Source organism: uncultured Anaerovibrio sp., assembly GCA_902786545.1.
Classification (GTDB): domain Bacteria; phylum Bacillota; class Negativicutes; order Selenomonadales; family Selenomonadaceae; genus Anaerovibrio.
Window position 1 is genome coordinate 1 of record CADACU010000002.1, and the last position, 22,142, is coordinate 22,142.

19 protein-coding genes are annotated in these 22,142 nt (G+C 47.9%); 16 read left to right on the plus strand and 3 right to left on the minus strand.

Annotation, left to right across the window (positions count from 1 at the left end):
* Positions 1-249: 249 nt before the first annotated feature.
* Positions 250-1,599 carry an ATP-binding protein gene (locus tag QZV24_RS00520; protein WP_294518606.1) on the minus strand — a complete coding sequence of 450 codons (1,350 nt, stop codon included), beginning with the start codon at positions 1,597-1,599 and terminating at the stop codon, positions 250-252.
* 272 nt (positions 1,600-1,871) lie between these two features.
* Here QZV24_RS00520 and QZV24_RS00525 point away from each other — a divergent pair, with 272 nt between their 5' ends.
* From QZV24_RS00525 to QZV24_RS00540, 4 genes are all read left to right on the plus strand, one after another.
* The gene (locus tag QZV24_RS00525; protein ID WP_363137658.1) at positions 1,872-2,318 is read left to right on the plus strand and encodes a YkvA family protein; all 447 of its coding nucleotides are present in this window, start codon (positions 1,872-1,874) and stop codon (positions 2,316-2,318) included.
* A gap of 193 nt (positions 2,319-2,511) precedes the next feature.
* Complete coding sequence (locus tag QZV24_RS00530; protein WP_294518609.1) at positions 2,512-3,513, plus strand: nucleoid-associated protein; 1,002 nt, start codon at positions 2,512-2,514, stop codon at positions 3,511-3,513.
* Between the two features lie 4 nt (positions 3,514-3,517).
* Positions 3,518-5,329, plus strand: coding sequence for a GTPase HflX (gene hflX, locus QZV24_RS00535; RefSeq protein ID WP_294518612.1), 1,812 nt, complete (start codon positions 3,518-3,520; stop codon positions 5,327-5,329).
* Positions 5,330-5,333: 4 nt separating this feature from the next.
* Positions 5,334-6,575 (plus strand): methionine gamma-lyase family protein, encoded by a 1,242-nt coding sequence (locus QZV24_RS00540; protein WP_294518615.1) that lies wholly within the window; start codon positions 5,334-5,336, stop codon positions 6,573-6,575.
* Between the two features lie 56 nt (positions 6,576-6,631).
* Here the strand turns inward: QZV24_RS00540 and QZV24_RS00545 are convergent, their stop codons facing one another.
* Positions 6,632-7,930: an aspartate aminotransferase family protein gene (locus QZV24_RS00545; RefSeq protein ID WP_294518618.1), complete on the minus strand. Its 1,299-nt coding sequence runs from the start codon at positions 7,928-7,930 to the stop codon at positions 6,632-6,634.
* 125 nt (positions 7,931-8,055) lie between these two features.
* The gene (locus tag QZV24_RS00550) at positions 8,056-10,005 is read right to left on the minus strand and encodes a peptidase U32 family protein (RefSeq protein ID WP_294518621.1); all 1,950 of its coding nucleotides are present in this window, start codon (positions 10,003-10,005) and stop codon (positions 8,056-8,058) included.
* A gap of 225 nt (positions 10,006-10,230) precedes the next feature.
* Between QZV24_RS00550 and QZV24_RS00555 the strand changes: the two genes are divergently transcribed.
* From QZV24_RS00555 to QZV24_RS00610, 12 genes are all read left to right on the plus strand, one after another.
* Positions 10,231-10,971, plus strand: a complete 741-nt coding sequence (locus QZV24_RS00555) for a pseudouridine synthase (RefSeq protein ID WP_294518624.1) — start codon at positions 10,231-10,233, stop codon at positions 10,969-10,971.
* On the plus strand, positions 10,964-12,214 hold the full coding sequence (locus tag QZV24_RS00560; protein ID WP_294518626.1) for an NAD(P)/FAD-dependent oxidoreductase: 1,251 nt from the start codon (positions 10,964-10,966) through the stop codon (positions 12,212-12,214). The genes QZV24_RS00555 and QZV24_RS00560 overlap by 8 nt, the downstream gene beginning before the upstream one ends.
* Positions 12,215-12,217: 3 nt before the next feature.
* Positions 12,218-13,516, plus strand: coding sequence for a 3-phosphoshikimate 1-carboxyvinyltransferase (gene aroA / locus QZV24_RS00565; RefSeq protein ID WP_294518629.1), 1,299 nt, complete (start codon positions 12,218-12,220; stop codon positions 13,514-13,516).
* A 25-nt stretch (positions 13,517-13,541) separates the two neighbouring features.
* A complete protein-coding gene (gene cmk / locus QZV24_RS00570; protein WP_294518632.1) occupies positions 13,542-14,198 on the plus strand; it encodes a (d)CMP kinase in 657 nt (218 codons plus the stop codon).
* 6 nt (positions 14,199-14,204) lie between these two features.
* Positions 14,205-14,807 carry a 1-acyl-sn-glycerol-3-phosphate acyltransferase gene (locus tag QZV24_RS00575; RefSeq protein WP_294518635.1) on the plus strand — a complete coding sequence of 201 codons (603 nt, stop codon included), beginning with the start codon at positions 14,205-14,207 and terminating at the stop codon, positions 14,805-14,807.
* Between the two features lie 67 nt (positions 14,808-14,874).
* Positions 14,875-15,702, plus strand: a complete 828-nt coding sequence (gene ispH, locus QZV24_RS00580) for a 4-hydroxy-3-methylbut-2-enyl diphosphate reductase (protein ID WP_294518638.1) — start codon at positions 14,875-14,877, stop codon at positions 15,700-15,702.
* Positions 15,687-16,787, plus strand: a complete 1,101-nt coding sequence (gene rpsA / locus QZV24_RS00585; protein WP_290655097.1) for a 30S ribosomal protein S1 — start codon at positions 15,687-15,689, stop codon at positions 16,785-16,787. Before ispH ends, rpsA begins: the two co-directional genes overlap by 16 nt.
* An 86-nt stretch (positions 16,788-16,873) precedes the next feature.
* A complete protein-coding gene (locus tag QZV24_RS00590; protein WP_294518642.1) occupies positions 16,874-18,292 on the plus strand; it encodes a DUF512 domain-containing protein in 1,419 nt (472 codons plus the stop codon).
* Positions 18,285-19,616 (plus strand): ribosome biogenesis GTPase Der, encoded by a 1,332-nt coding sequence (der, locus tag QZV24_RS00595; RefSeq protein ID WP_294518645.1) that lies wholly within the window; start codon positions 18,285-18,287, stop codon positions 19,614-19,616. The genes QZV24_RS00590 and der overlap by 8 nt, the downstream gene beginning before the upstream one ends.
* Positions 19,616-20,209, plus strand: a complete 594-nt coding sequence (plsY, locus tag QZV24_RS00600; protein WP_294518803.1) for a glycerol-3-phosphate 1-O-acyltransferase PlsY — start codon at positions 19,616-19,618, stop codon at positions 20,207-20,209. Before der ends, plsY begins: the two co-directional genes overlap by 1 nt.
* Positions 20,210-20,365: 156 nt before the next feature.
* Complete coding sequence (locus QZV24_RS00605; RefSeq protein WP_290655102.1) at positions 20,366-20,821, plus strand: ACT domain-containing protein; 456 nt, start codon at positions 20,366-20,368, stop codon at positions 20,819-20,821.
* Positions 20,822-20,839: 18 nt separating this feature from the next.
* Positions 20,840-22,129 (plus strand): homoserine dehydrogenase, encoded by a 1,290-nt coding sequence (locus QZV24_RS00610; protein ID WP_294518649.1) that lies wholly within the window; start codon positions 20,840-20,842, stop codon positions 22,127-22,129.
* Positions 22,130-22,142: the final 13 nt, after the last annotated feature.

Genomic DNA, 22,142 nt, shown 5'->3' on the forward strand with positions numbered 1-22,142 from the left:
TGTGAAAGTTTTTCTGTAAATAATATTAACAATAACCTTTAAGGTCTTCTATGGTAAAATAAAATCATAGGAGGCCTTTTATTATGGCAAGAAAATCTTTCATACTCTCGCCTTGTACACAAAAGCCAAGTTATCACAGCAATTTGCTGGATACCTTGGCTTTTAATATGGGGTTCTCCTAGAATATAGCGAACTGTTTAGCATAGAGTACTGTATTCATATGAAATATCACTAGGAAGGTCAATGTGATTATTCCAATAACAGCCCTGCCATATACAATGGCAAATGTATAACCCCATCTTTTTCCATAATATCTTTTGGATAAAGTACGTATTTATTACCCAGGCGTTTTGAAAAATTATTAATAAATTTATTTAGGGAAGAATGCTTTTTGTAAGTGGCTGACTTAACTTCCACTGGGCAGATAGTGTTTCTTTGCTTTATCAAGAAATCAATTTCCATATTGTTTTCACGCCTGTTTTTATCACTACGTGAATAAAAATATAGTTTATGCCCGGCAGTTCGTAGCATTTGTGCAACTATATTTTCCATCAACATACCTTCGTTGACATTGAGCTTGTCCAAAAGAATGCTTTGGTACAAGTGATTATCCATATAAGAATTATCCTGAAATGCCAATGTAACCAATAAACCGGTGTCTGCCATATAGATTTTTTGAGTGGTATGGTCTTCACTTAGTTTTAAACCTATGGTTGGCTCGGTGGCGTTAAAACATGGATTAATGACCATGGCTTCATCCAGCCACACAAAAGAGTCTTCATATTCCCGCATTCGGGCTGATTTACCGAGGGATGATAGCTTGTATTTTTTTTCTTTTTTTGATAATTGACCTGGTATGTCATCAAAAATTGCATAAACCTTGCTCTCATAGCCTGAGGCGAATTTTGCAATATCTTCTTTGTAAAGATGCAGGATACGTCGTTTTATTCTGTCAGCTGCCTGAAAATCACTATTTTTTGCATACGCAGCCACAGCCTGAGGCATTCCGCCCACAAGCATATAATGCCTGAATTTTATCATAATGCTTCGATGGAGAGTTTGGCCCAGCGGTTTTTTTGACTTGTAATGCTCTTGTATTAACGGATAGCTTACTTCATCACCTATTGCCCATAAAAATTCCTCAAAGTCCAAGGGGTACATTTTTATTACTTCTTCTTCAGAGGGGATGACGATGTTTTTTTTATTTTGCTTAAGGGTTATCAGTGAGCCGGTTTCAATATAATCGTATCTTCCGTCCTCAACAAGATATTTAACTAGTTGCCGTGCTGCCGGGCATAATTGTATCTCGTCAAAAATTATTACAGATTCCCGTGGATAAAGCTTAGTCTTGTATGAAGCAGATAATACGGCAAACAGATGGTTAAAATCCTCGCCGACATTGTTAAACAGTTCATGAATGTCCCTGCCTGCTTTGGCAAAATCGATTAATATGTAGCTTTTATACTCATTTTTAGCAAATTTTTTAGTAATAAAGCTTTTGCCTACTCGGCGGGCACCTTCAATGAGTAAAGCACTATTGCCATTATCCATCTTTTTCCATTCCAGCATATTATTGTAGATTTTTCTCTTAATGTCCATTTTTCAACATCTCCAAGGAAAATATTACACCAAAAGGCACTTTTGTTAATGGAATTTTATCACGAAAAGGCACTTTATACAATGCTGTTTTTACACGAAAAGGCACTTTATACAATGCTGTTTTTACACGAAAATGCATATATCGATGCATCGTCTCAAAAACGGACAGTTATTGTTTTATATGTGATAGGTTGGAAGACAAATTCTACAATGGTGATATAATAGAGTTAAGAAATGTGGTCTGGCGAGAGGTGTATAGGGAGGCTGGTTATATGGCTGAGCAAATAAATGTCAACGAGGAAGATTTGAAGGAATTTACTGATGGCGAGCCAAAGCAGGATTATGATATGAATGAGGATACCATCAACGCATATCAGGACAAGTATTCTGAGGATGGTTTATGGCAGAAAATCAAGAAGTATGCCACCAAAATCGGTCTGGATGTGGTGTATAAAGCCTTGCAGCTGTATTATGTGGCCAGGTCCCCGGAGTGTCCCACCAGAGTGAAGGCCGGGATATACGGTGCCTTGGGTTACCTGATTGCGCCAATTGACTTTATTCCTGACATTATGCCTGGGGTAGGCTATACCGATGATGCGGCGGCCATTGCCTTGGCGCTGGTTCTGGCCCAAGCGTATATCACCGATGAGATAAAGCAGCAGGCAAAGGCCAAAATAGCTGATTTCTTTGGGGAGGAATACGCCCAAAAAGTTTCTTGACAGGATTGGATAAGAAAACGAGGAAATTAAACCATTGTATAGAATTTTCCGTGTGCTGATCAGTATATGAATATACGAACCATGGGCATTGAAATATCGTTGAACAAGTTGCGGATAACTATCCATCGTGATAAAATATATCGAGTTGATTTTAGCTGCTGTTATGGACAGCAGCTTTTTGTTGAGGTGGATTATGGTAGTTATCGATAAAGCAATATTGCACATTTTGGATGTCAACGAAGCTAACGAGGTGTTTTCCGACAAGCTTTTAAATATGGATTTATCCACGGTGGAATTTCTCATAAAGCACATTGAGAAGTCTGTGACCAGCCAGGATGCCAAGAAGGGGACCTTTTATACCGACAGCGAGTTTAAATCACTGGTGGAAGGCTATAAGAATGAGGAAATGGATTTTATCGCCCTTTCCCGGGAAATAGCCGCTTCCCTGTACAAGCTGCTGATTACGGCTGAGGCGGTGACTTCGGCCGATGTGCTTATCTGCGATGCCCGTATTGATGAGGTGCGGCAGCTGGTGATTTTTAAATGCAATAATCATCAGGGCTATGTGCATCAGGTGAATGTGGACGAGGAAGGCAAGATAAACACCGAGCTGGTAAATAATTATGCCATATTGCCGGGACTTACCCAAAAAATGGACGAATTTGTATTTATTAACCTGGAAAATATGGAGGTTTTATCCAAATCCAGAAAATATAATGTGGACGGCAATGCCATTTACCTTATTCCGGAGCTGTTGCTGGAATGCGGTCAGACTCCGTCCCCGGCCGAGACCATCAAGGAAATCAACAAGGTGGTCAAAAAAGTGGCGGAGGCCTATTGCCAGGACGAAGTGGCGGCGGTGACGGCAGTAAAGAATTTCATCTCGGAAAATATTCAAAATGAGGCAGTGATTGACCCGGTGGCCGTGGGCAAGGAGGTTTTTCAGGATAACCCGTCCATGCAGGCTGATTACAGTCAGGCCATGGAAGAAGCTGGCTTTGCGGAACCGGTGGAGGTCAATCAGGAGGCCACCTTGAAGAAAATGCGCAAGCACAAGCTTAGTACCGATACCGGTATAGAGATAACCATTCCCACTGATTATTTTGAGAACACGGAGTTTGTGGAATTTTTCAAAAACGATGATGGCTCTATGTCCATTACCCTGAAAAATATCCAGAACATTATTAACAGGTGATTGTATGCAGGTAAACGGAAATCTGGCCAATATAAAAGCCGGCGTTATCAGCCAGTTGGAATCCCTCTATGACATCGAGGCCCCTTCCGGCCAGATTATCACCCGGGAAGCAGCGGAAAAAATGCTGGAGCTGACGGATGTTTTGGGGCGGGAGGTTGCGGTATACATTAACCGCAAGGGTAATGTTATCAAGGTGTCCGTCGGAGACGATGCCACGGTGGAATTGCCGGAGGTGAAGCAGCGGAGCAATATACGCCTGTCCGGGGTGCGGTGCATTCATACCCATCCCAGCAGTGATACCCGGCTTAGCGGTCCGGATATATCCTCGCTGAAAAGCCTGCGGTTTGACTGTATGGTGGCTATTGGCCGGAAAAACGGCAAGATATACGGCAGTATGGGGTTTCTTACCGGGGAACAGACCGAGGACGGGGATTATATTGTCCGGGGCACGAAGGAAATCCCCCTAAAGGAGCTTAATGCCATAGATCTGGTTCAGTTAGTGGTAATGGTCAATAATGAACTGGGGAAAAATCAGCTGAAGGATACCCAGGATCGGCCGGAAAAGGCCATATTGGCCGGCGTAGCATTTAGTAGCACCAGGGATGGCTGGCAGGTGGAGGACTCCCTGGCTGAATTAAAGGGGTTGGCGGAAACGGCCGGCGCTCAGGTGGTGGCCCAGGTCATTCAAAATAAGGATAAGCCGGATAATGCCTATTTTCTGGGCAAGGGCAAGGTGGAGGAAATCGCTATGCTGGCCCAGAATGTGGAGGCGGACCTTTTAATAGTAGATGATGAGATTTCCCCATCACAGCAACGGAATTTGGAATTGAATACCGGCCTGAGAGTGGTGGACCGGACGGCTCTGATTTTGGATATATTTGCCCAGCGGGCCCGGTCCAGTGCCGGCAAACTGCAGGTAGAGCTGGCCCAGTTGAAATATAATCTGCCACGGCTGGGAGGACAGGGACTGGTACTCTCCCGACTGGGGGGCGGTATTGGCACCAGAGGTCCCGGGGAAACCAAACTGGAAATGGACCGGCGCCGGATTCATGGGCGCATTCATGAGCTGGAGGAAAAAATAAGAAAGCTGAAGGAACAGCGGAGTCTGCACCGAAAGCAGCGCAAGCATTCTGCCTTGGCGTCGGCGGCGCTGGTGGGCTATACCAATGCGGGGAAATCCACCATTTTAAACGCCCTGTCCGATGCGGAGGTTTTGGCAGAGGACAAGCTGTTTGCCACATTGGATCCTACTACCCGTCTGGTGAATTTGGATGATAAGCAGCAAATTCTCTTGACAGATACGGTTGGCTTTATACAAAAGCTGCCCCACACCTTGGTCAGTGCCTTTCAGGCCACCCTGGAGGAGACCACGGAAGCTGATTTGCTGGTGCATGTGGTGGATGCCAGCAATCCAAATTATGAATTGCAGATAAAGGCTGTTATGCAGGTGTTGGAGGAAATCGGTGCCAAGGAAAAGCCGGCTATCTTTGTTTTTAATAAGGCAGATCGGCTTATGGAAGACGGTGGCAGTGACTTTGATGCCATGCGTATGTTGCAGGACCGGGACGGAGTGGTCATATCGGCCCAAAGTCAGATCGGACTGGGGGAATTGCGGGAAAAGCTGGCCAGCTTCTTCAACCGGGGGAAGGTGGTTTTAAAGCTGTGCATTCCGTATACGGAGGGCAGTCTTGTGACCAGGCTGCATAACGAGGCCCATATTTTGAATACAGATTATGGTGAAAACGGTACCCTGGTGGAAGCCGAATTGCCGGTAACCGAGGCAGAGCCGTATTTGCCATATGAGATTAAGGAGTAGAATAATGGCTTTTTCAGATAAATTGATGGAATTAAAAAAACAGGTTATGGCGGAAAGCCAGCCCATGTTTCAGCGGATTGACAATATTGCTGAGATAAATACCCTGAAGGTGTTGGATGCCATGCGGGAGTGCCAGGTGGGGGAGAGTCACTTTAACACCACATCCGGCTATGCTTACAGTGATGTGGGACGGATGAAGGCGGATGAGCTGTATGCCAAGGTGTTTGGCGCAGAACGGGCTTTGGTACGCACCCAATTAGTATCCGGTACCCATACCCTGGCTACGGTGCTGTTTGGCATACTTCGTCCGGGGGATAAGCTGGTTTCCCTGACCGGGGCACCATATGACACCATGCAGACCGTGATTGGCTATGCGGCAGAAAGCAAGGGGTCATTAAAGGAATTTGGTATAAAATACGATGAGCTGGATATGGTTGACGGCAAGGTGGATATGGCCGGCATTGCGGCCAAGCTTACCCCTGATACCAAAATGGTACTTATCCAGCGGTCCCGGGGGTACTCGTTGCGGGACCCATTGAGTATCGCGGATATTGAGGCCATCTGTACCGAGGTGCATCGGGTAAAGCCGGATTGTGTCTGCTTTGTTGATAATTGCTACGGTGAATTTGTGGATACCAAGGAACCGGTTCAGGTGGGGGCCGACATTATGGCCGGCTCCCTTATCAAAAATCCTGGGGGCGGTATTGCCCTTACCGGTGGCTATATTGTAGGCAGGGATGAGTTGGTGGAGCTGGCCTCCTATCGGTTGACTTCCCCAGGCATGGGGGATGAGCTGGGGGCGTCCCTGGCCAATAACCGGATGATTTTCCAGGGGCTGTTTATGGCTCCGCATGTGGTGGCTCAGGCCATCAAGGGGGCTGTATTTGCCGCCGGGCTGTTCAGTAAGCTTGGCTACAACACCTTGCCATTGCCTACCGATGTGCGGGGGGATATTATTCAGGCAGTGCAGCTCAATTCACCGGAAAAATTGGTGGCCTTCTGCGGTGGCATTCAAAAGTATTCACCGGTGGATTCCTTTGCGGCACCGGAGCCGTGGGATATGCCAGGCTATGAGGACCAGGTTATTATGGCGGCTGGTACCTTTGTACAGGGGGCATCCATTGAACTGAGTGCTGATGGTCCGATGCGGGCACCATACAATGTATATATGCAGGGCGGCGTTACCTTTGAACACGCTGTTATCGGTATTATGGGAGCAGCCCAGGCCATTGAGGACTTGCAGTAAAAAATAAGGGATATAGCAGATATTCATCTGTTATATCCCTTTTATAGTGCCGATAATTATTTAATTACGGTTCCCATTACATCATCCAGAGTGTTCAGCACATTGTTGATATCCTGCTCGGTGATGACCAGCGGTGGCTGGAAGGCCATTACATTGCGGCTGATGCCGTTCTTGCCGATAATGAAGCCCCGGTTTTTCATTTCTTCCAGAATCATATCCAGCTCGTCGGCCGCCGGACTCTGGTCCGCGTGGACGAATTCGGCCCCTCGCATCAAGCCATAGCCCCGGATATCCCCAATAATAGGGTATTTTTTCTGCAGCTCCACCAGTCCGTCATACAGCTGTTGGCCTCGCTCCCGGGCATTTTTCATCAAATCGTGCTTCTCAATGTAGTTCAGTACCCCAAGCCCAGCCATAGAGGATACTGGGTTGCCACCCAGAGTAGATGCACCAGGCTTAGTGTAGCTGTCGGCAATCTTGGCCGTGGCCGTAAAGGCGGAAATAGGGGCTCCGTTGCCCAGAGCCTTGGCCATGGTCATAATGTCCGGTGCTACATCGTAGTTTTCAATGGCAAACATCTTGCCGGTACGGGCAAAGCCAGTCTGGACCTCGTCGATTATCAGCAAGGCGCCGTAATGCTCCAGAATTTCCTTCACCCGCTTGAAATACCCCTTCGGTGGGGTAATGATGCCGGCGTTGCCCTGAATGGCCTCGGCAATCATCGCCGCCGGATGACCGCTGGTTGCCGTCTTGATAATATCCTCCACAGCATTGGCACAGGCCAGATCACATTCCGGATACCTTTTGCCCATAGGACAGCGGTAGCAGTATGCGTTTGGTGCAAAATGGATACCACCGCAAGGATGGGGGTCAGTGCGCCACATCTGAATGCCGGTCACACTCATGGTCAGCTTGGTGCGGCCGTGGAGTCCGTTTCGCAGACTGATGAACTCGTCATTGCCGGTGTAGATGGAGGCCAGCAGCATAGCTCCTTCGTTGGCTTCAGTACCAGTGGAGCAAAAGAAGGTCTTCTGCAAATCCCCCGGTGTCACCTGGGCCAGCTTTTCTGCCAAGTTGACGAAATTTTCGGTAAGGTAAATATTGCACACATGTTGCAGGGACTGAACCTGCTTTACTACATTATCATTGATTTCCGGATTGCAATGACCGCAGTTTATAACCGAGACACCGGCGAAGCAGTCCAGATATTTCTTTCCTTCACTGTCAAACAGGTATTGCATTTCACCCTTGACGAACTGACGAGGCTCTTTATAGAAGTGGGCCAGACAAGGCATAATATATTTTTTCTTCTTTTCCAGTATGGCTTCCGGGCCAATAGGCTTTTCCAATGACATTATCAATACCTCCTAGAATTTTAATAATTAGGAATTAGGAATGGGGAATTTCTCCTCGGCTCCCTTGGGGGAGCTGGCATCTTTAGATGACTGAGGGGGTAGTGATGGAATTGGGAATGAGGAATTTATAGTGAGTCCTGCGACTGACGGAAACGATATACTCCGATTCCCAGTTGGCGCGGACTGATTTCCTGCAGTTTGGTAAATGATGCCGCATCAAAATAAGGCTGTCCATTATCCAGTTTGTTTAAAGCGGTGTGGTACATCCGGGTCAGTTCGGCCACCAGTTCCGGGGTATAATCCTTGGCCTCAATCCGGAAGGAGCCGATACCGTTAAACTTTTCCAGATATGGATAGTAGCACAAATCCTTGGTAAAGAGGATGTGGTTCCGGCCAAACTGGTCCATTCTAAGAGAATGAACACCGCCAACCTTATCCTGCAGGGCGTAACGCCGGTTAACAAATTCCGGATTATCCAAATGCTTATATGGTAAAATCATGGCCGCGAAATTATGATCACAAATCATTGACTCATAGGAACCATGGACAATCACCTCAATTGGCAGTGGAGATTTTTCTACCAGCTTCTTTAACTGACCGAAGGACAGTTCCAACGATGCTGTACCCATACAAATCCCGTTTTTTTTCATAAAGGTGGCGGCCATATGGTTGAACAGGTTAAAGGAAAAATCGGCCTGTACCGGCAAATTGGTCAGCTCCTGAGCCAGCTTCAGGGAGCCCAGATTACTTACCATAATCCCAGCCGGTTTTAACTCATTTATTGCAGTCAAATACTGTTCCAGCTCGCCACATTCCCGGCGCATGGTGGTGCGGGGGGTATTGACTACGATTTTTGTATCATATTTTTGGCCGATTTCGATGGCTTTTTTCACATCAGTCAAAGTAAATGGTTTGTTTGGCTTGAATACTTCCCCAGCCAGATATACCACATCTGCGCCATGCTTTGCAGCGGCTTCCACACTCTCGATGTCAGACACCTGGACTGACAAGCGGCGTGGGCCGTCAAAGGTCTTTTCTATTGGGGATTCACTCCGAAGAATATCGTCCTGGAACCCGGCTTCTTCCACGGCATCACTGAAAAACCGTGGCTCCCGGGAACCATCAAAGCCAATATCACTGGCATCGGGCTGGCCCAGAGCAAATGTAGTGGTAAAATCTCTGGCCCGGTTTTTGTACAAATCCTGCCAGCCATCCTCGTCCACCTGATAGCCAAACGGGTCGGCAATATAGGCATCAATGGCTTTCCGATAGGTGGATACAATTCGGCGGATAAAGTCCGCTGGGCGCATCCGCCCCTCTATTTTAAAGGAAAATACCCCGGCCTGAATCAGCTCCGGAATATTACGATACATACACATATCCTTCAAGGCCAGCTTGTAGTCATGCTTATCATCCGGATCAAGAATATCCCCGGTAGCTTCATCAATTAGTTTGTATGGCCAACGGCATGGCTTCAGGCACCGGCCCCGGTTGCCACTCTGGCCAAATACTACACCGGAATGAATGCACTGGCCACTTTCGGCGATACACATATCTCCATGCATAAAATATTCGATTTCAAGACCGGTTCGCTCCTTGAATAAGGACATTTCGGACAGGGTCATTTCCCGGCCAACCACAATACGGGTAATGCCGTATTCTTTTAGCTTTTTGATAGCATGCTCGTTATGCGTGTTCATCATCACGGAAGTGTGGAGGGGAATATCAATACCCATTTCCTTCACCAGCTCCATCACAGCAAAATCCTGAACCAGAATGGCATCAGGACGGATTTCATTCAGATAGGCCAGATACTTTTTCAACGGCTCCACCTCATCCACGCTGATAAGGTTGTTCAGGGTGATGTACAGGTGTACGCCGTGGGCGTGGGTGTATTCAACGGCTTTTTTCAACATCTCGTCGTCAAAGTTGGTGTCCTTGTTCCGATGCATTCTCATATTGAAATGCTTGCCACCAAGATAAACGGCATCAGCACCGGCTTCCACAGCCGCCTCCAGGGCTTCCCAGTTGCCGGCTGGGGCCAAAAGCTCAACAGATTTTCGGTTTAAAAGCATTGTATATTACTCCTTCTTTAGAAATTTCTATATTATTTAGTAAAATTTTGCACACTAACTCTTAATATATCATTATTTTGGTAAATAATAAAGTTTTTCCTTTATCAATAAATATTTTTGCAATGTTACACATCATGTCACCCGCCCAATTCCTCATTCCTAATTATAAAAAACTAGACACTTAGGGGGGCTTGTGTTTTAATTATTAAGAAGGAGTGTAAACAAATGGAACGGATACAAAAGCTGATTAGTCGGGCTGGGGCTGCATCCCGCCGGGAGGCTGAGCGGATGATACTGGCCGGCCGGGTGACCCTTAACGGTGTAGCAGTCACTGAGCTGGGAGTCCAGGCTGATGCAGCGGATGAAATAGCCATAGATGGTGTGGCCATAAATATAAATCAGGCAAAAAGGTATTTTTTGCTGAACAAACCAAAGGGGTATCTTAGCACGGTAAAAGACGACCGGGGACGGAAAACGGTGGTGGATTTATTGCCGGAGGTGACTGAGTACATTTATCCGATTGGCCGGCTGGACTATGATACGGAAGGGCTTTTGCTGCTGACCAATGATGGGGACCTAATGAACGGCTTACTGCATCCCCGTTATGAGATAAATAAAATTTATCTGGCCAAGGTTTACGGAAAAGTGCAGCCAGATCAGTTGAAGGTGCTAAGGAGTGGTGTTAATCTGGAGGATGGACTGACGGCTCCGGCGGCGGTTCGGCTGATGGACTACAATGAGCAGGCTGATTGGTCCAAGGTGAAGATTACTATCCACGAAGGGCGCAACCGACAGGTGCGGCGGATGTTTGCGGCAGTGGGGCATGAGGTGATGGCCTTGAAACGGATTGGGTTTGCCGGTCTGACTCTGACGGGAGTTCCCCGGGGGAATTATCGTGAGCTGACTGTTGACGAGGTGGCCAAACTGAAGGAAATTGCCGGAAAGCCGGGGAAACAATATGAGTAATGTAATTGTAATAGGAGCTGGTCCCGCTGGAATGATGGCGGCTATCAAAGCGGCGGAAAACGGGGCCAGTGTTCTTGTGCTGGAAAAAATGAAGCAGCCGGGGAAGAAAATGCTGATTACGGGGAAAGGACGCTGCAATATAACCAATACAGCGGAAATCCCAGAACTAATCAAAAACATTCCCGGCAATGGCAAATTTTTGAACAGCTGTATTAGGGCCTTTGACAACGAGGATGTGCAGTATTTCTTTAATGGTCTGGAGGTTCCCACCAAGGTAGAACGAGGTGGCCGGGTGTTCCCCGTCAGTGATCGGGCGGTCGATGTGGTACAGGCCATGGTTCTGCGGCTGTATGAGCTGGGAGTAAAAGTCCGTACTGGTGAGCGGGTGGCAGAAATTTTAGTAGAGGATAGCAAAGCCATCGGTGTTAAGACCGAGGCGGGGGAAGTTTATTCAGGACAGGCTGTGATACTGGCCACTGGTGGTGCATCTTATCCGGGGACGGGTTCCACTGGGGATGGATTTGCCATGGCGGGGCAAATTGGCCACGAAATAAAGCTGCCGTTGCCATCGCTGGTACCTCTGGAAGTGGAGGAGGAATGGGTGCCGGAGTTGCAGGGCCTTTCCCTGCGGAATGTACGGGTGTATTTGATGGCCGAGGAAAACAAGGTGGCGGATATGTTTGGGGAAATGCTCTTTACCCATTTTGGGGTGAGCGGTCCGGTTATATTGTCACTGAGCCGTCAGGCCGCTCAGTTGCTGGCTGCTGGTAATTTTGTTGAGCTGCTGATAGATTTAAAACCGGCTTTGTCCTTTGAACAGTTGGATGCCCGGATAGTCCGTGATTTTGAAAAATATCAGCGGAAGGAAATGAAAAATGCCCTAAAGGATTTGTTGCCGGGACGGTTGATAGCTCCCGTATTGGATGGTGCCTATATCGAGCCGGACCGAATGGTGAATTCCATTACCAAGGAGGAACGGCATCGGTTGGCCAATACCTTGAAGGGGCTGATTGTGACGGTTACCCGGACCAGACCAATAGCGGAGGCGATTGTTACCGCTGGCGGGATATCGGTGAAGGAAATAAATCCCAAAACCATGGAATCAAAAATAGTAAAAAATCTGTATCTGGCTGGTGAAGTCGTGGATGTGGACGGCTTTACAGGCGGATATAACCTGCAGGCGGCCTTTTCAATGGGGGCAGCCGCTGGTAATTGGTGTGTTTGGAATGAACAGGAGGATTGACAGGTGGGAAATCGAATTATACAGGGGGCTAAACAGCCGTTAAAGGGTGAACTTACTATTCCGGGAGATAAATCAGTTTCCCATCGTTCAGTGATGTTGGCTGCCTTGGGGGATACCCCGGTGCATATTACCAATTTTCTGCCGTCGGCCGACTGCTTGTCCACGGTGGGAGTAATGCGGGCCTTGGGTGCCAAGGTGGATATTATAAATGATACGGAGCTTATGGTGCAGGGGAATGGTCTGCATGGCTTGAAGGAGCCGGAAACTATCCTAAATGCAGGGAATTCCGGAACCACTTTGCGGTTGATGATGGGAATGCTGGCGCCTCAGAGCTTTGTGTCAGTCTTTACGGGGGATGCTTCCCTGCATAAGAGACCTATGGGCCGGGTGATAAAGCCTTTAGGGGAAATGGGGGCCAATATAGTAGGCCGGGCCGAAAATACCAAATTGCCGATTACTATTGTGCCGACGGAGGAGCCCCTAAAGGGTATTACTTATGTTATGCCGGTGGCCAGTGCCCAGGTGAAATCAGCGATTTTGCTGGCGGGGCTGTTTGCCGAGGGAGTAACAACGGTGATTGAGCCCTACCCATCCCGCAATCACACTGAATTGATGCTGGAGGGGTTTGGTGTACAAGTGAACCGGGATGAAAACCGGATAAGCCTCACGGCTCCGGAGAAGCTAATCGCTCCGGCGGAGCTGATAGTGCCGGGAGATATAAGCTCAGCGGCCTTCTGGCTGGTGGCGGCATCCATTATTCCAGACAGTGAGCTGTTGCTGAAAAATGTGGGGATAAATGAGACCCGTACCGGTGTTATAGATGTGCTGAGGGCTATGGGGGCCGATCTGTCCATAATAAATGAACGAAAGAGCGGCGGAGAACCAGTGGCGGATATTCTGGTGAAGGCCAGCCAGCTCCATGGGACTTTCTTTGGGGCTGATATAATCCCAAGGCTGGTGGATGAGATACCTGCTATTGCCGTGGCTGCCATGTTTGCTGACGGTGATACGGTTATCACCGGGGCTGGTGAGCTGCGGGTGAAGGAAACTGATCGGATAGATGCTATATACGCCCAGTTCAGTCAGTTGGGCGGCAGTATCGAGGCCAAAGAGGACGGCCTGATTATCCATGGTGGCAGCGGTTTGAATATGGCGAAGTGCTTTAGCTATGATGACCACCGTATGGCCATGAGTCTGGCTATAGCCGGATTGGCGGGAAAAGGCGTGGAGATAGAGCAGGCAGATTGCGTTGATATTTCTTATCCGACCTTCTATGCAGAATTGGATAGATTGACCAAATAATATCATTATAAAGAGGTATGTTTTTATGAAAAAATTAGTAGTTGCTATTGATGGGCCAGCCGGGGCCGGGAAGAGTACCGTGGCCCAGTTGGCCGCCAAGGAGTTGGGCTTTACTTATATTGATACCGGGGCGATGTACAGAGCTGTGGCATGGAAAAGTCTGCAGCAGAATCAGCCGGTCACGGATGAGCTTATCAATGAAGTGGTGAAGGATATAGATATTGTTCTTGACTACAAAGATGGGAAAACCAGAGTGTTCGTTGATGGTACAGAGGTTACTTCAGCAATCCGTACCCCGGAGGTTACGGGAATTGTTTCCCAGGTGGCGGCTTTGGGGCCGGTACGCGAACGGTTAACGGATTTACAGCGAAAAATGGCCACTGAGGGCTCTGTAATCATGGATGGCCGGGATATTGCCACCAATGTGTTGCCTAATGCCGATATTAAAATTTTCCTCACTGCTTCCATAGAGGAACGGGCAGACCGCCGCTACAGGGAAATGAAGGCCAAGGGCTATGATGTGGATTTGAAGAAGTTGCAGGAAGAAATCGCGGCCAGGGATAAGGCAGACAGCGAGCGGGAGATCTCCCCGTTGGTTCAGGCCGAGGATGCTGAACTGCTGGATACCAGTGATATGAGTATCGAGGAAGTAGTAAAGGCTATTCTTCAAAGATGCAGGTGATGAAATATGTTTTATAAAATTTTGAAGGTTATTTTAACTGTATTATTCAATATCCTGTTTCGCACAAAGGTGATTGGGGTGGAGAATGTTCCCAAAGAGGGGGGCATGATAATGGCAGCCAATCATTTGAGTAACTGGGATCCACCGGTGGCGGGAACCTATATGCCACGGCCGGTAGCCTATATGGCCAAGGAGGAGCTCTTTAAACCGGCGATTGCCGGAGCGGTTATCCGGAGTTTGTATGCTTTTCCCGTAAAACGGGGCGCCGCTGACCGGGGAGCCATCAAAACTGCTCTGGGGATTTTAAAGCAGGGGTTGTGTCTGGGGGTATTTCCGGAAGGAACCCGCAGCAAGGATGGCAAAACCCACAAAGCAGAGGCGGGAGTGTCACTGTTGGCTGCCATGAGTAAGGCCCCGGTGGTGCCTACAGCCATTATCGGTACCAATAAGATTTTTCAAAACGGCGGGCTGTTGCCTCAGCTGAAAATCATATTTGGCGAGCCGATGTATTTTGAGGGCAAGCACAATGACAAAGAGGCTTTAAATGAATTTTCGCAAAAAATTATGGAGAAAATTGATAATTTAATAAAAATAAATAGCCAAGTTTGAAATTTAATGATATACTGTATGGGTATGTTGAAGATTTTTTATAATTGGCGTACTAGGTGATAATATTATGGATGTAATCCTTGCCGAAAATCTGGGATTTTGTTATGGTGTGAAGCGGGCTATTCAGCTGGCGGAAGACGCAGCGGCACCCAATCAGGTAACCAATACCTTGGGGCCGATTATTCACAATCCCCAGATGGTTGCCAAGCTGGCAGAAAATGGCGTTGGAACAGTGGATTCGCTGGATGAGGTCAGTGAAGGAAACATCATCATCCGGTCTCATGGGGTTGGGCCCCAGGTTTATGACCGGGTAGAAAAAATGGGCCTGACAATGGTTGATGCCACCTGTCCCCATGTCCGCAAGGCTCAAACATCGGCCAAAATGTTGGCGGATGAAGGCTATCAGGTAGTTATTATCGGTGAAAAATACCATCCGGAGGTCAAGAGTATTCTGGAGTGGGCCGGTGATAAGGCGATAGCTATTGAGACGGAAGAGGAGGCGGACAGTCTGCCGAGGTTTGGCAAGTTGGGCGTAGTGGCCCAGACTACTTTTTCCGGGACGAAGTTTCGGGATGTTGTGGGCAGACTGCTGGATAAATCCACTGATTTAAAGATATTAAGAACAATTTGCACAGCCACAGACCAGCGTCAGTCAGCCGCAGTTGAGCTGGCGGCCCAGGTGGATATGATGATTGTGGTGGGGGGCAAGAACAGTGCAAATACCACCAGGCTGGCCCAGCTTTGTGGAGAAAAATGCAAAACTTACCATGTCGAAACAGCAGATGAGCTTCGTGACGATTGGTTTGAAAATATTAAAAAAATTGGTATCACAGCCGGAGCTTCTACTCCGGACTGGATTATCAAGGAGGTTTATAAGAAGTGTCAGAAGAAATGAATTCAATGGAAGCTTGGTTAGCAGCAGAAGATTCTATGAAGGAGATACATGAGCGCGATTTGGTTAAGGCTACTGTTGTTGCCGTAAATGATAACGAAGCAATCGTTAACATTCAGGGCAACAAGAACGATGTGCCTATTGCCAAGAGTGAGCTGGCTGAACCTGCTCCAGAGTCTGCTAAGGACATTGTTAAGGTTGATGATGTTATTGAGGTTCTGGTTGTAGCCAAGGGTGGCGAGAATGGCCTGACTGTTTCCAAGGTAAAGGCTGACCGTCTGGCTTCCTGGAAGGAACTGGATGGTATCGTAGAGAAGGCTGAGCCTATTGAGGCTGAGATTACTCAGGTTGTTAAGGGCGGTCTGGTAGCTCGTGCTTTGGGCGTTCGTGCTTTCATTCCTGCATCTCAGATTGAGTTGAATTTTGTCAAGGATTTGTCCAAGTATGTGGGTCAGACTGTAAAGGTTTTGCCTATCGAGCTGGATCCATCCAAGCAGCGTCTCGTTTTGTCCCGTCGTCAGCTTTTGGAAACTGAGCTGAAGTCCTGGCTGGAAAATGTTCAGGAGGGGGATATTGTAAAGGGTACTGTTAAGCGTCTGGTTAGCTACGGTGCATTCATCGATATCGGTGGCATCGATGGTCTTGTTCATATTTCTGATTTCTCCTGGAATCGGGTTAAGGACCCTACTGATGTTCTTCAGGAAGGTCAGGAGGTTGATGTTAAGATTAAGAGCATTGCTACCAGTGAGGATGGCAAGCTCCGCATTTCCCTGAGTGTTAAGGATACCATGCCTGACCCATGGGTACAGAAGGCCGAGAAGTATCATGCTGGTGATGTTATCTCCGGTGAAATTGTTGGCCTGAAGGCATTTGGTGCTTTCATGCGCATTGAGCAGGGGCTTGATGGACTTATTCCAATGGGCGAGTTGGCTGAGCGCCGCATTAAGACTGCGGATGAGGTTGTTGCTATTGGCGATAAGGTAACTGTTAAGGTTCTGAATGTTGATATCGAGAGAAAGAGAATTTCTCTCAGCATCAAGCAGCTCAATGAAGCAAATGAGGGCGCTGACGCAGAAGAGGCTGAGTAATAGTTTCTTTTGTGTAAACTGCATATGTGATTATCAGGGGAGTGATGTTTTCATCACTCCCTATTTACACTTTAACAGGAGGTAATATGGGCTACGGGAAAATATTGTCCGTGGAAGCCGGTAGTCTGGCGGAAGAGCTGGAGCTGGTTCCGGGAGATAAAATTGTAGAAGTGAATGGCATGAAGCTCCGGGATATTATTGACCTTAGCTTTGCCTTCGCAGATGAAGAAATTGAACTTCTGATTGAGCATGAAGACGGTGAGCAGGAGCTGTTGGAGTTTGACAAGGACTACGACGAGGAGCTGGGGGTGGAGTTTGAGTCAGCGGTGTTTGACGGCATACGCCGCTGTGCCAACAACTGCTATTTCTGTTTCGTGGATCAGGTGGCTCCGGACATGCGGGAAAGCCTGAATATAAAGGATGATGACTATCGTATGTCATTTTTGTACGGTAATTTCATCACCATGACCAATATGGGAGAAAATGATTTCAAGCGGATTGAGCAATATCATTTGTCACCGTTGTTTGTTTCGGTGCAATGTACCAATCCGGAGCTTAGATGTCAGATGCTGCGGTGCAAGACGGCCGGTAATCTGGCGATGCAATTGGACCGGTTGGCCAAAGCGGATGTGGAATATCATACCCAGATTGTGCTGTGCCGGGATTTGAATGATGGAGCAGAGCTTGACCGGTCCATACGGGATATTTTGGCCAGAAAGCCCCACGCTTTGTCTATGGCTATTGTGCCGGTGGGACTGACTAAGTTTCGTCAGGATCAATATCCATTGCAAGGGTTTGACCGGGAAAGTGCAGCCCGGGTCATTGAGCAGGTGGAGGTTTTCCAGCAGCAGGAAAGAAAAGCCACGGGACGAACTTTTATATATTTAGGTGACGAATTTTATTTTTTGGCAGGAAAAGAAGTGCCACCTGCGGAAAATTATGATGGGTTCCCTCAGCTGGATAATGGCATTGGTTTGGCCAGAAATTTTATGGAAGAATTTGCGGCAGCCAAGGAGAAGGCCGGTGAGACAGCATTGACTGGTTATGACCAAGATATGCATCTGGCGGTGGTGACCGGTACGGCAGTGGCGCCTATGTTTGAGCAATTGGCAGGCCAGCTTAGCTTAAATAATTTGAAAGTAACGGTGGTGCCGGTGCCGAACCGGCATTTTGGCACAACGGTAAATGTATCGGGGTTGCTGACAGCACATGACATGCGGACAACCCTGGAAGAAACCGTAAATACATTATCAGATAATTTTGATGGAATTTTAATCCCGGAGTCCTGTCTTCGGGTGGGAGATAATATTTTTTTGGATGATGTGACCCTGGAGGAGTTTTCCGGCTGGTTTGATGGCCGGGTGGAAACCGTTAGCGGTGGCGGAGATTATTTCCGGGCTTTGACGGATTTTTCCGGTTATCAGGGAGTAAGTGGCGAGGAAGCTGTCTATATGTGGCAGAGCAACGCCGCCTATACGAAAAAAGGAGGCTATAAGAATGAGTAAGCCTATAGTTGCTATAGTGGGGCGCCCGAATGTGGGAAAATCCACTTTGTTTAACCAGATTGGCAAACGGCGGGTGTCCATTGTGGATGATATGCCAGGTGTGACCCGAGACCGTATATATATGGATGCGGAGTGGCTGAACCACACCTTTACCATGATTGACACCGGGGGTATTGAATTTGATGAGAGCGACCAGATATTGCGCTCCATGCGGTATCAGGCTCAGTTGGCCATGGATGAGGCTGATGTTATTGTGTTTGTGGTGGATGGCCGGGTAGGGCTTACTTCCGCTGATGAGGAAGTGGGACATTTGCTCCGTTCCGCCAAGAAACCGGTGATTTTGGCTGTAAACAAGGTGGACAGCCAGCAGCTGGAGGCCAATACCTATGAGTTTTACAATCTGGGCTTGGGTGAACCAATGGGGATTTCAGCTTCCAATGCTCTGGGGCTGGGAGATTTGCTGGATGCTATTGTGGCTGCTTTTCCGGATAAAACCGGCGAAGAAAAGGAAACAGATGAAATCAGCATTGCTGTTATCGGTCGGCCGAATGTGGGCAAGTCATCTATTGTAAACGCCCTGATTGGTGAGGAACGGGTAATTGTCAGCGATGTGGCTGGCACCACCCGGGATGCCATTGATACCCACTTTGTGGCGGACAATATTAAGTTTATGCTGATTGATACTGCCGGGATGCGCCGAAAGGGAAAGATTGAGGAGGCAGTAGAGCGATACAGTGTTATGCGGTCACTACGGGCCGTTGACCGGGCTGATGTGGTGCTGATGGTGATTGATGCCTTTGAGGGAATTACCGAACAGGACAAGAAGATTGCCGGCTATGCCCATGAGTCTGGCAAAGGCGTGGTTATCATCGTAAACAAGTGGGACATTTTCCCGGACAAGGATGATAAGTCTACTTTGCGTTTTACCGAGGATTTGCGGGATGAGCTGGGCTTTTTACAGTATGCTCCGGTGTTGTATACTTCGGCCTTGACCCATCAGCGAATTGGCCGTATCACTGAGTTGGTAAAGTATGTGGCTGACCAGCAGTCCATGCGGATTCAGACCAGTGTGCTGAACGAACTCATACGGGATGCCGTGTCGGTAAATCCACCACCGTCCCATCGGGGCAAGCAGCTGAAGATTTATTTTATGACCCAGGCGGATATTCAGCCGCCGAAGTTCGTTATATTTGTTAATGATCCAGAGTTGATGCATTTTTCTTATTTGCGGTTTATCGAGAATCGCCTGCGGGAGAGCTTTGGCTTTGAGGGAACACCGCTGAAGCTTATTGTCCGCGGCCGTAAGGAAGAGGAGGATATATGATGATGGAGCTCCTTATTGCCTGTGTGGCAAGTTATTTGATTGGTTCAATTCCCAATGGCCTTATTTTGGGCAAGGCAATCTGGGGAGTGGATTTGCGCAAGCATGGCAGCAACAATATCGGTGCTACCAACGCCTGGCGGATTATCGGCAAAAAGGCCGGTGTTAGTATTTTTTTGTTAGATATGGTGAAGGGCGTTATTGGGGCCGGGCTGGGAATTTTCTACGCCGGGTCACCACTGGCCGGCGTGTTGTGTGGTATTTTGGCAGTTATCGGTCATTCTTGGTCGATTTTCCTGGGCTTTAAGGGGGGCAAGAGTGTGTCCACCGGTTTGGGAGTGCTGATGATGCTGATGCCAAAGGTGGCCTTTATCGTCTTTTTAGTGTGGTTGGCCGTTGTGTTTGTCACTCAGTATGTGTCCCTGGGGTCCATTATCGGAGCCGCTTTGGTACCGGTGCTGGCCTATATTTTTTCTATGCCAATGGAGTATTTTGTTTTCGGTGTGCTGGCAGCAGTGTTTATTATATACCGGCACAAGGCCAATATTGACCGGCTGCTGCACGGTCGGGAAAACAAGATTAAATCGGCCAGATAATGTGTTGCCTTGGTGGACAAAAAGTAAAAATGGTTGTCAGCAGTGAATAAATAGTTAGCATTTTATATAAATGCTATTGTCAACTATGTATATGCAGTGCTATAATATCTCTTGTATGCAGAAAAATATCCACTTATAGTGTACGGAGGTTATAAAATGACAACAAAAGAAAAAAGTGGTTTTTTCCTTGTTCGTGAAGAAATTTTGCCGGAAGCCATCAAGAAGACTATCCGGGTAAAAGAAATGCTGAAGCGGGGGGATGCCCGTACCATCAATGAAGCAGTGGAAAAAATGGAACTGAGCCGCAGTGCTTATTACAAGTATAAGGACTATGTATTCCCGTTTTACGAGGCCAGCAAAAACAAGATTGTTACATTGACCTTCCTGCTGGAGCACAAGAAAGGCGTTCTTTCCAGCGTGCTGAACACCATTTCCGGTGATTCCGGCAGCGTTCTGACCATCAATCAGGGAATTCCGTTGCAGGGGGTGGCCAATGCCACGATTTCCATCGAGACCATGAATCTGTCTGTAGATTTGGAGGCATTGCTGGACAAACTGCGGATGGTGGACGGCGTAAAACGGCTGGAGGTTCTTGGACAGGCGCAGGCCTGAAGGGAGTAATGGGCTTTTATGAGCAATAAAATTGTTATTGGTATATTAGGCTCTGGTACAGTAGGCTCCGGGGTACTGCAGGTAATCAAGGAAAACGGCGAGGATATTGCCCGGCGAATTGGACGGGATATTTCCGTAAAAACGGTTCTGGTCCGGGATTTGACTAAAAAGCGGGCTAATATGGACGGGATAAAGCTCACTGACAATGTGGAGGATATTATCAATGATCCGGAAATCAGCATTGTGGTGGAGCTGATGGGGGGAATTCACCCCTCGTTGGATTATATGCTGAAAGCCATGGAGGCTGGCAAGCATATTATTACCGCCAACAAGGATGCGGTAGCTCAGTTCGGTGAGCGGCTGTTTTCCACGGCGGAAAAGCATAATGTGGAATTTAAGTTTGAAGCCAGTGTGGGTGGCGGGATTCCAATTATTACGCCACTAAAACAGTGCCTCACCGCCAATAAGATAAGCCTGATAATGGGGATTGTTAATGGAACTACCAATTATATGCTGACGAAAATGACAGCAGATGGCTGTGATTACGATGAGGTTCTGCAGGAAGCCCAGGCCAGAGGGTATGCCGAAGCCAATCCGGCAGCTGATGTGGAAGGCCTGGATGCAGCCCGCAAGGCAGCTATTTTGGGTTCAATTGCCTTTAACACCCGCATAAAACTGGATGATGTTCATGTGGAAGGCATCACTAAAATCAAGGCGGCAGATATTGCCTATGCCAAGGAGTTGGGCTATGTTATAAAGCTTTTGGCGGTGGCTAAGGATTATGGTGAAGATGGGGTTAATGTCCGGGTTCATCCGGTATTTTTGCCATCCAGTCATCCATTGTCCACGGTAAAGGATGTTTTTAATGCTATTTTCCTCCGGGGGAATGCCATTGGTGATGCCATGTTTTATGGTCGGGGGGCTGGCTCTTTGCCGACGGCTTCAGCCGTGGTGGCTGATATCATTGCAGTGGCCCGGAATATGGTCATTGGCAACACGCCGGTTACTGGCTGCACCTGCTATAATGACCGGAGAATTTGCCCGTTGGAGGAGACGGAGTCGTCTTATTATATCCGTCTGTGGGTGGATGATGAGCCGGGAGTATTGGGGGCCATTGCTACGGCCTTTGGCGACAGCGATGTGAGCCTGAAGTCAGTTATTCAGACCCGTATGGTACAGGGCCACGCTGAGATTGTGGCGGTAACCCATGTGGTGAAACATAAAAAGCTGGAAAAGGCGGCCGAGTTGCTACGAACTCTCTCTGTGGTATATAAAATCTGCAATATTATCCGTGTAGAAGAGGAATGATTCAGGGGGAGAT

Bases quoted from the DNA above. Each gene is read 5' to 3' on its own strand.
- QZV24_RS00520 (WP_294518606.1), bottom strand. From the start codon at position 1,599: ATGGACATTAAGAGAAAAATCTACAATAATATGCTGGAATGGAAAAAG.
- QZV24_RS00525 (WP_363137658.1), top strand. From the start codon at position 1,872: ATGGCTGAGCAAATAAATGTCAACGAGGAAGATTTGAAGGAATTTACT.
- QZV24_RS00530 (WP_294518609.1), top strand. From the start codon at position 2,512: ATGGTAGTTATCGATAAAGCAATATTGCACATTTTGGATGTCAACGAA.
- hflX (WP_294518612.1), top strand. From the start codon at position 3,518: ATGCAGGTAAACGGAAATCTGGCCAATATAAAAGCCGGCGTTATCAGC.
- QZV24_RS00540 (WP_294518615.1), top strand. From the start codon at position 5,334: ATGGCTTTTTCAGATAAATTGATGGAATTAAAAAAACAGGTTATGGCG.
- QZV24_RS00545 (WP_294518618.1), bottom strand. From the start codon at position 7,930: ATGTCATTGGAAAAGCCTATTGGCCCGGAAGCCATACTGGAAAAGAAG.
- QZV24_RS00550 (WP_294518621.1), bottom strand. From the start codon at position 10,005: ATGCTTTTAAACCGAAAATCTGTTGAGCTTTTGGCCCCAGCCGGCAAC.
- QZV24_RS00555 (WP_294518624.1), top strand. From the start codon at position 10,231: ATGGAACGGATACAAAAGCTGATTAGTCGGGCTGGGGCTGCATCCCGC.
- QZV24_RS00560 (WP_294518626.1), top strand. From the start codon at position 10,964: ATGAGTAATGTAATTGTAATAGGAGCTGGTCCCGCTGGAATGATGGCG.
- cmk (WP_294518632.1), top strand. From the start codon at position 13,542: ATGAAAAAATTAGTAGTTGCTATTGATGGGCCAGCCGGGGCCGGGAAG.
- QZV24_RS00575 (WP_294518635.1), top strand. From the start codon at position 14,205: ATGTTTTATAAAATTTTGAAGGTTATTTTAACTGTATTATTCAATATC.
- ispH (WP_294518638.1), top strand. From the start codon at position 14,875: ATGGATGTAATCCTTGCCGAAAATCTGGGATTTTGTTATGGTGTGAAG.
- QZV24_RS00590 (WP_294518642.1), top strand. From the start codon at position 16,874: ATGGGCTACGGGAAAATATTGTCCGTGGAAGCCGGTAGTCTGGCGGAA.
- der (WP_294518645.1), top strand. From the start codon at position 18,285: ATGAGTAAGCCTATAGTTGCTATAGTGGGGCGCCCGAATGTGGGAAAA.
- plsY (WP_294518803.1), top strand. From the start codon at position 19,616: ATGATGGAGCTCCTTATTGCCTGTGTGGCAAGTTATTTGATTGGTTCA.
- QZV24_RS00605 (WP_290655102.1), top strand. From the start codon at position 20,366: ATGACAACAAAAGAAAAAAGTGGTTTTTTCCTTGTTCGTGAAGAAATT.
- QZV24_RS00610 (WP_294518649.1), top strand. From the start codon at position 20,840: ATGAGCAATAAAATTGTTATTGGTATATTAGGCTCTGGTACAGTAGGC.